This window comes from Streptococcus sp. WB01_FAA12 (genome assembly GCF_012843315.1).
Taxonomy (GTDB): Bacteria; Bacillota; Bacilli; order Lactobacillales; family Streptococcaceae; genus Streptococcus.
The window spans coordinates 68,930-77,892 of record NZ_JABAEX010000011.1 but is presented as its reverse complement, the minus strand read 5'-3'; the positions used below and the strand labels follow the sequence as shown (position 1 = coordinate 77,892).

Annotated in this window: 8 protein-coding genes; all 8 read left to right on the top strand. The window is 38.8% G+C overall.

The genetic code is table 11. From position 1 onward, the window contains the following. Positions 1-288: hypothetical protein (locus HF881_RS10435; protein ID WP_206283219.1), on the top strand; the 288-nt coding region annotated here is incomplete at its 5' end. Positions 289-314: 26 nt separating this feature from the next. Beyond that, complete coding sequence (locus HF881_RS10130; RefSeq protein ID WP_169447390.1) at positions 315-1,460, top strand: hypothetical protein; 1,146 nt, start codon at positions 315-317, stop codon at positions 1,458-1,460. Between the two features lie 93 nt (positions 1,461-1,553). Then, a complete protein-coding gene (locus HF881_RS10125) occupies positions 1,554-3,890 on the top strand; it encodes a type IA DNA topoisomerase (protein ID WP_169447389.1) in 2,337 nt (778 codons plus the stop codon). A gap of 109 nt (positions 3,891-3,999) precedes the next feature. Beyond that, a complete protein-coding gene (locus tag HF881_RS10120; protein ID WP_169447388.1) occupies positions 4,000-4,833 on the top strand; it encodes a hypothetical protein in 834 nt (277 codons plus the stop codon). Between the two features lie 15 nt (positions 4,834-4,848). After that, the gene (locus HF881_RS10115; RefSeq protein ID WP_169447387.1) at positions 4,849-5,133 is read left to right on the top strand and encodes a hypothetical protein; all 285 of its coding nucleotides are present in this window, start codon (positions 4,849-4,851) and stop codon (positions 5,131-5,133) included. 34 nt (positions 5,134-5,167) lie between these two features. Further along, positions 5,168-8,371, top strand: a complete 3,204-nt coding sequence (locus tag HF881_RS10110; RefSeq protein WP_240956807.1) for an SspB-related isopeptide-forming adhesin — start codon at positions 5,168-5,170, stop codon at positions 8,369-8,371. 125 nt (positions 8,372-8,496) lie between these two features. Further along, the gene (locus HF881_RS10105) at positions 8,497-8,712 is read left to right on the top strand and encodes a helix-turn-helix transcriptional regulator (RefSeq protein ID WP_169447385.1); all 216 of its coding nucleotides are present in this window, start codon (positions 8,497-8,499) and stop codon (positions 8,710-8,712) included. A gap of 16 nt (positions 8,713-8,728) precedes the next feature. Beyond that, complete coding sequence (locus tag HF881_RS10100; RefSeq protein ID WP_169447384.1) at positions 8,729-8,962, top strand: hypothetical protein; 234 nt, start codon at positions 8,729-8,731, stop codon at positions 8,960-8,962. Position 8,963: the final 1 nt, after the last annotated feature.

Here is an 8,963-nt window from a genome sequence, read left to right as displayed (position 1 = left end):
GCTATCCCTTTATCTTATTCTTGGTTTTTAGTATATCTCAACAACTGGATTGCTATGTCGTCAGTTAGTTCGGGAGTGATTGAGAATAAAGTAATAGCATTCATGCTGCTATGCTTTTTAGTTATCTCTTTCATTGATATAGTCGGTTTGCTTCTTATCACAGTACTAGGAACTGCAACTTTAGCTTTTATGATACTGGCAAGATTCTTTGACGAATTATTTGACAGAGAACGACAGAACGAGAATAGAAAAAGACTTAAACACATACATAAATCATTGACTAAGTAGATTGGAGTTTAAATAGGAGGTATAGTATGACAGTATTAGAAATACATGAGAATGAATGTTTTAAGTTAGCTAAAGGGGTTTTGAAAACAAATATTGATACCCCTATATTAGCAAAAACCAAATCGGACAATGGAGTGAATTGTATCATTTTCATTGACGGCGAGAAACTAGCTGAAAATCTTGAATTAAAGGTTAAAAATAGCTTGAAAAAGAGTGATTTATCCGACAAATATCTTTTAGAGTTAGATTTTGATAACCCGAATTTACAAAACGATAGCTTATTCTTTGAGAAATTAATTGAATCAGCAGTTTTTTATCAAGTTCCAGAAAGTCTTTCTGAGACTAAAGAAGATTTAAACTGGTTTAAAAAAGTTATTTATGAGGACGGATATTCTAAAGAGGAGTTGAGAAAAAATTTTGGAATTGGTGAAGTCAACCCAAAATTGTACATGGAGTTTTTAGACCTTGTGATCGCATCACCGATTGTAGTAGAAACTATTTTCCAAAGACGGACAACAGGGGTTGAAGCTGGACATATTCACCAATACATTTTCCCACACGAAAGAGGTTATGAACCGCCTGTCGAAATTAGCGAACAGTATATAACAAAATGCTTTGAACGTAAACTACCAGTACCAGTTCAAATTCTTTCAACAAAAACAACTACAAGAAAAGAAACGTTGTCAGAAAAATATATTTACAGCAACTTTATTGGTGATATAATTCTTAATCTCATTCACAATCTCATTCACAAGGAAAAAGAATACGTTATTGAATATGAAACAATAGCTGAACTGACCGTGGAGCAATATTCTTTTGTTAATTGGGCAAAAAGAATTGTTGAAGCGGTAGATGAATATATCCGTAGTTTTAGCAAATTATATTACACCGAAGAAGAACTAGAGGAATTGTTCAATCTATCTCGTGAGAGTGTAGAAATTGTTTATCTGATTGAGTTTTACGGTAGCGACCAGGGCAACAGTAATCTCTTAGTGAAAGCGGAGCGCTTGAAAAAAATCCTTGCTGACGGTAGCCTTTTAGGTCAGAAAGAAGAAATTGAACTGAAAGAAACAAGCACTGGTCTGGAAGTGAAAGATACAGACATTGAACGCTTAGAACGAACCTATCAAGGAAAAGGATTGTTTATCAACGCAGTACCACTCTATCTTTAGAATAATAACAGATTAGCGCTTCTGGAAATCCCAGAGGTGCTTTTTGCTCTATCATAGCTTAACCTTTAGAAAGGCTTATAGTATAATTGTAGTATGATTATAACCGCATTAGCAGAGAAAGAGAGCCAAGGGGTAGAATACTACCTAGCCTTGTCAGAAACCACTAGCACGCGCGATACAGTCACTAAGGCTGCAAAGAAACAAGGGTATCTTGAAATCAAAGCGTGTAAATACCTTAATAACAACACACTTATTATAACGTGGGCGAAAGGGCATCTAGTCCGATTGAAAGAGCCAGAGGAATATAATGAGAAATGGAAAGACTGGTCTTTGGAAAATCTTCCTATCGTACCAGGTAACTTTGAGTATGTGGTTGATGAAAAGCGCAAGAGACAGTATGAGATAGTCGAGAAGAAACTGAAGATTGCTCAACAAATTATCTGGGCAGGTGACATTGATCGTGAGGGTTCTTATATATCCTATCTTATTTGTAAGCAAGCGAAAGTCTGGAATGACGAGCGCAAGACATTTAAGAGCCTTTGGATTGACGACCTCACGGCCAAGCCTATCCGTAAAGGATTTCAAAATCTAAAGGATATTGACTACCGTTACTTACAAGCACAAGAAGCACAAGCACGCGCGATTGCTGACTGGCTTTTAGGCATGAATAGTAGTAGGTATCTATCGAAGTCACTAGAGGATAAGCTAGGCTTACGAGTTCCAGAGAAAGAGGGTAAAATCGCATCTGGGCGCATTATAGGCCCGACTACTTACTTTATCTACCAGAGAGAGCAAGAGCGAGAGAACTTTGTAGAAAGAACCTACTATGAACTAGAAGCGACTTTCACACATCCAAACGGTACATATACTGGTAAATACATTCCAGCCGATATATCCTATACAAAGGGAGAGCGGAAAGGGAAGAAGTGGAAAGGAGATTGTGATACCAGGAAGCAGTGGGAGAAGTTGATCGCCAATCCGTCTTTTATCGGACAATTTGATAAAGGAGAGATAGTAGAGTTAGAGAAAGAACTTAAAGAGTCACGCTCGCCTCGATTATATAGTCTGAGTGATATGCAGAAAGCTATGGATAAGAGGTTAGGTATCAGTCCGTCTGATACACTTGCTATCTTACAAGAGTTATATGAAAAGGATAAATATGTTACCTACCCACGTACATCCTCTAATCATATATCAGTAGAGAGATTTGAATACTTACATGAGAGCCTATATACCATGACACAGTTAGTCGATATCCCTCTATCTGAATGCGTACAGTCTGGTAAGGTTGACGGATTTTACGTGAACAACAAAAAGGCAGCAGTACACGCAGGCTTAACACCGACCACGGAATTTCCTACTATGGAAGAAATCGCATCATGGAGCAATGAAAAGCGTACTATCTATATGGAAGTATTGAAACGTAGTCTTGCTATCTTCCTATATAAATACCAATACGAGCAGACAACAATCATCACACAAGTTGGAAATGGTAAGTTCCAAACCATTGGGCGCGTGACTGCTCGAAAAGGTTGGAAAATTTTGTGGGAAGATAAAGAAGCCTTGTTTGATATAGATAGTGTAGAAGAGAAATCCTTGATTAAAGTGGCCTTGAATGACCTAGTTGATCCTCAACTAGCACCGATTGAAAAACATACCTCTAAGCCTCAGTTATATACCGAAGGGACATTGATCGATGCAATGGAAACTGCTGGCAGACATTTTGAAGATGAAGAGCTAAGAGCAATCATGAAAGAAACGCAAGGTCTAGGAACTGAAGCGACCAGAGCGCCTACTTTGGAGAAAATCAAGAATTATCATTGGTACGTTATTAAGAAAGGGCGTATTCACCTAACAGAGTTAGGACGATTACTTTGTCAATCCTATTCAAGCGTTAAAATCCTTAGTGATGCGCAGACTACTGCTTTGTGGGAACAATCGCTCAAGAAAATCTCAAACGGAGAGAATACCAAGGAGCGCTTTTTGGCGAATATCATTAGATACTTGAATAGAGAGAGCGAGAAGAACTTATTTAATGATCTTGATAATTCTATGAGTAAGGTTGATTATCTTCCATATAAAGAGTACATGGAGAAATTGAAACAGTCTGCAACTGGAGAAGTAGGAGAGTGTCCGAAGTGTCATGCACCAGTACGCTATATCACAAGCAAGAATAAGAAAGTATTCTTGAAGTGTCAGAATGGACTGCTGACACAAGAGCAACTAGCAAATGGAGAAGCAGCATCTTGTGACTTTTTCTTGAATATGGAGGTAGCGAGCAAAAAACTCACAGAAAAAATGGCGCGTGATCTTCTTGCTAAGAGAAGAACAAACGTAGTGAAAGGATTTAAAAAATCCAATAACCAAGGTACGTTTGACGCACGAGTTATCCTCAATGATGACCTAAAATTAGCCTTTGAAAAAAGCTAAAGTCCGATTTAGGCTATCATAGGCAAAAATAGGCTATCATACTTTTACTTTTTGTTAATTTTAAGGTAAACTATTATGTATAAAATAAAAAAGAAAGGTTTAGTTACAAATGCAAACTAAAGACTTAGTTCCTTCGGACAGTCATACTGTCCAAAAAACACTTGCTCTTGGTTTACTTGCTAGCGCGATTTTAACTGCTAACGCAGTCGCAAACGCTGATAGTAACACTAACGCTAATCTACCTACGTCTGAGCTCACACCACCATCAGACACACCGACTGCTGATATTCCAGTCACTACTGAAACACCACAGACGGAAACACCTAGCGAAGTAGTTACTAGCGAGGAAACGCCAGCAACAACCACGGACGCACCTTCTACTGATGTTCCACAAACAACAGAAGATAAACCGTCTGAGTTGAAGCCAGCCGAGGACTTGCCAGTTACATCAGAGACATCAGAAACAACTGAGCAACCAACTACCTCGACTGAAACAACAGAAGCGACTACAACTACAACTGATAAGGCTGACATTCCTGTTGTTACAGAAAAACCAAAGCCAGCAGTAGAAGTTCCAGAAACGAATGATACAGGTAGAGAAACTATCTTGCATCCACAAGAAACTGGAACACCAACTGTTACACCTACAAACGACGAGCCAGTCATTACAGACCAGGGCTATAAGATCGTAGATATCGCCAAGTCAGTTCTTACACTTGAAAATGCTGACGGTTCACGTGTTAAAGTAAATCCAGAACTCGTGGGAGGGGTTACTAATGAGGACGGAACAGTTACTATCAAGAACTCTAAGGGGGAGCTTGAAACACTCCCAGAAACTGGACTTGTAGAAAGTATGTTAATGACATTCATTGGATTCTTACTTTTGTTATTTGGTTTCTCTCTGGTTAACAAGGCGAAACAGAACAACTATACTTATTTATAAACAGAAAGGTAACAAATGAATAAACAACAATTATTTAACAAAGCATCAGAAACACAAGCACGCGCTCGTTTGGTTAATACCAAAGCATACGGATTGATTAGCGCAGTAGTATTGGCAGGGGCAGTTAGCTTGGCAGTCGGTACAGGAAATGTAAGCGCAGATGAACAACCAGTAACGACGGTTACATCAGCAAAAACTCCAGTACCTGTTAAAGACGGTGAAACTGTAACAATCACATCAGAATCAACTTCTGCACCAGTTAAAGTGGGAAACTGGCTATCCGTCAACAAACTTGACTGAGAAACAACCAGAGCCTACCGCTGAACACGTTGAAATGACAAACAACGCTAACAAGGCAGGCAAAGAAATTGTTACACCAGTCGAAACACCAGAACTTGACAAAGCAGTTAAAAAGGCTAAAGACGCAGGCGTAGAAGTGACTGAAACGCCACAAGTTGCTCATAATACATTAGCTGAAGCTAAAGCTGATGAAAAGAAACAAGTAAAAGCTATTGATGAAGCAAAAGCTGAAAAAGTTGAAAACACTGAAGCGATCAAAGAAGCTAATGACACAAATGCGAAAATCAAACAGGCCAATAAAGATGAAGTGGCGCGTGTTAAAAAGCTAAACGAAGATGAACAAGCGCGTGTTAAAAAACAAAATGAAGATGAACAAGCGCGTGTTAAAAGAATCAATGAACAAATCGCTAAGGATAACAAAGCGAAGATGGCAACGCTTGGCTTAACTTATACAGGCGACATTGAAAAAGATAAAAAGGCTATTGCTGATTATCTTAACAAAGCAAAATTGGAAAACCAAAATGGTCTGAAAGATTTTGAAGAGAAAAAACGTCAAGCTAAAGCTCTTCATGATAAAAATAGAGCTATCATGGCAGCTAAGGGACTTAAGTACACTGGAGTCTGGGAAACTGATAAGGCAACAGTGGCTAAGTGGAATAAAGAAAATGCTGGTGAAAGAACAGTTACAACCAAAGAAACAGGTTTGACTGCAACTTCAAGCACAACTTTTGAAGTGGTTTCTGGTGCGTCTAAAGTAACACCACCAGCCTACGTTCAGAATGTTATCCAAGGTTACGCTCGTAACACAAACCTGGACGCTAAGTTTGACAATGTATTCTTATTTGACTACAAAACTGGAACTGCAACTATCAAAGTGAAGAACACTTCACACGGTGATGTTACGCTTAGTTTTGACAAAGTGACACCTTCTGCTGAATCTGGTTTCGTTCGTTCATACGTTGCCTTGTGGGCAGCAGAGGACGGAGGAATTGGATACGGAGTATTCATTTCTGCTGGAGCTGGTGAAGCCAACGGTGGCGGTGGAGTTGACGGACAAGGCGGAGGCTACGGTGCTAGTGGTGCTTATCTTAATGACCGTCAAGGTTGGATTAAACAAGTGGCTATTGGAGTGATTACTGACGCTAATGACGTTAGCGAGGTAACTCTTAACGACGTTGATAGCAACCAAGTTATTAAGGCTTCAACAATCAATGGTGCTAAAATTACAACTGGTAAAAACATCACTCAAAGTGGTAACACATTTACTGCCAATGACTCAGCACAATCTCAAAGTACAGCGGGAGTGCTAGATAGTAACGGTATCGGTTGGAGTTTGGATAAAGGTCAAAAAATCAACTTCTCATTCGACCATATCAACAGTTCTGACACTTCTTACTCAATCGTAGGAGGTATCTTCGGACGAGCTTCCCAAAAAGAAGTGAAGGAGAAGGTTAACCCGATTTCTATCGAGCCAGTGAAGGAACCGAATTTTTCACCTAAGAAAACAGACCCAGTTGAACTTGAAAAACCAGTTACACCTGAAGAATTTAAGCCTAAAGAATTTAAGCCAACTCTCAAACCTTATGTGAAAGTTCCAAATGAAATGAAAATTTCAGTGGAATATCATAAGACTGCCGTGAAGTACGCTCCGAAAATCAGCAAAGGAGTAGTAAACGACGATAACAAAGATATCGACGGTAAACTAGTTCCTAAAGGCTCACTCGTTAACTGGACACTTAAAACTGGCTTGCTCAAAGCTGGACGTGAAGCAATGACTGCTATTGAGCTAAATGATCCACTTGAATCTGGTTACAAACTTGATGAAAAGGCAACTGCTAAAGCAAATCCAACGTTTGAGTTCACTCACAACGGAAAAGGTAGAACTCTTATCAAGTTTGGTGCTAGTGAACTTGCTAAAGTAAATGCAAACCTTGACAAAGACTACGTTATGCCACAAATCAAATTGATTGGTACAGTCTTGAATGACAATGGTTTCTATAACAATACTTACTCTATGACTTTGACAACTAAGTCTAAGAAGAAGTACACAGTTACCTCTAACACTCCTAAAGTTAAGACACCAGGCTCTAAACCAGTCAAAGACGTAGTTGATGATAAAGGAGTTTCAATCAATGGTAAGTCAGTTCTACCTACAACAGAGTTGAACTATAAACTTACTCAAAACTTTTCTCATTACAAAGGGGTTGAAGCATCTAAATCAGCAATCATGAAAAACTTTGCCTTGATTGACGATCCAGACGAAAACGCACTTGACACTAGCTCAATGAAACTTAAATCTATCATGGCTGGCAACAAGGACGTAACAGATTTGTTGGAAATGCGCCACGTTCTTTCAAAGGATGCCTTGGACGATAAACTTCGTCAAATGGTTATCGATTCTGGTATCTCACCAGTAGGCGAGTTCTACATGTGGGTTGCTAAAGACCCTCAAAAATTCTACGAGGCTTACTTGAAGAAAGGTTTGGACATCACTTACAACCTTTCATTCAAGATTAAAAAAACATTCACACAAGGTGATATCGTCAACGCAGTACACCAAATCGACTTTGGTAATGGATATGCAGGTAACAAGGTAGTTAACCATCTTCCTAAACCAGAAGTCCACAAAGACGTGTTAAATGCTAAAGGTGATAGCATTGACGGTAAACGTGTTCAACTTGGCGACCTTCTTACTTACAAGCTAGAGGGTTGGGTTATCCCTGCTAACCGTGGTTATGACCTTTGGGAATACCGCTTCGTAGATAGCCTTGACGTAGAACATGATGAATACCAAGGTTTCACAATCAAAGCTAAGAAAGACTTTGTGTTTGTGGACGCTAAAGGTAATCAAAAAGCTATCAAGGCTGGCGACGACCTCAAAGCCTACACAGAAACAGTTTACAACGCTAAGACTGGATTGTTTGAAACACGCTTTACAAAAGAATTCCTTGCCTCAATCCCTCGCACGAGCGAATTTGGAGCAGATGCCTTTGTAGAAGTTAAACGCATCAAACACGGTGAAGTTACTAACGAATACACTCTATTCGTAAACGGAACACCTGTACTTTCTAACGAAGTTAAGACATATAGCTTCCCAGATCCAGAACCTAAGAAACCACAACCTAAGAACGAGTTACCAAACACGGGCGAAGGTTCAAGTATGTTAGGAGTGGCAGGATTGATTATGTCACTTGCAACTGTTGGATTTGTAGTTACAATGAAACGTAAAGAAATCTAATAGTATAAAAGAGTTAGCACAAGCTAGCTCTTTTTTTTGTCTATCATACCGTACAAGTCCTTGCACAAATATTTGAATTATTATATAATTAAATTATGAAATTCTTAAAGAGTAGGAGGACTTGAATGCAAGTAGTTGTGAAGATAAAGCTGAAAGAGATTTTAGCAGAGCGAAACATGACACAAAGCGAACTAGCTAAGCTATCAAACCTAAGTGAAACTGCTATCAGTATGTTTGCACGTGGGCAAGGAAACTCAATCAACAAAGAGTACCTATCAAAGATCGCGAGCGCTTTAAACATCACCGACATTGGTGAAATTTTAGAATTAGAATTTATTTAGACTAGGAGTACAAAGTATGCTTTATAATATAAAGATAGGAGCAATGGTTGTTAAAATCTTTATTTGGAGTTTAATTCCAGCTATGCTTTTATATCTAATTACTGGTAGTTTCTGGTTTTCGTTTATCTTGTGGAGCTTGACATTAGTTTCTGAGTATTTAGCGGTTGCTGATTTTAAGGTATCACTTGAATCTGAAAAGCAGAACAAGAAAAATATTGAAATTGTAGAAGATTTTGGAAAAATGGAGTAAA

What these genes read in the sequence shown, in the direction of transcription:
- HF881_RS10110 (WP_240956807.1), top strand. Translation starts at nt 5,168, where the DNA reads ATGACAAACAACGCTAACAAGGCAGGCAAAGAAATTGTTACACCAGTC.
- HF881_RS10130 (WP_169447390.1), top strand. Translation starts at nt 315, where the DNA reads ATGACAGTATTAGAAATACATGAGAATGAATGTTTTAAGTTAGCTAAA.
- HF881_RS10115 (WP_169447387.1), top strand. Translation starts at nt 4,849, where the DNA reads ATGAATAAACAACAATTATTTAACAAAGCATCAGAAACACAAGCACGC.
- HF881_RS10100 (WP_169447384.1), top strand. Translation starts at nt 8,729, where the DNA reads ATGCTTTATAATATAAAGATAGGAGCAATGGTTGTTAAAATCTTTATT.
- HF881_RS10120 (WP_169447388.1), top strand. Translation starts at nt 4,000, where the DNA reads ATGCAAACTAAAGACTTAGTTCCTTCGGACAGTCATACTGTCCAAAAA.
- HF881_RS10105 (WP_169447385.1), top strand. Translation starts at nt 8,497, where the DNA reads ATGCAAGTAGTTGTGAAGATAAAGCTGAAAGAGATTTTAGCAGAGCGA.
- HF881_RS10125 (WP_169447389.1), top strand. Translation starts at nt 1,554, where the DNA reads ATGATTATAACCGCATTAGCAGAGAAAGAGAGCCAAGGGGTAGAATAC.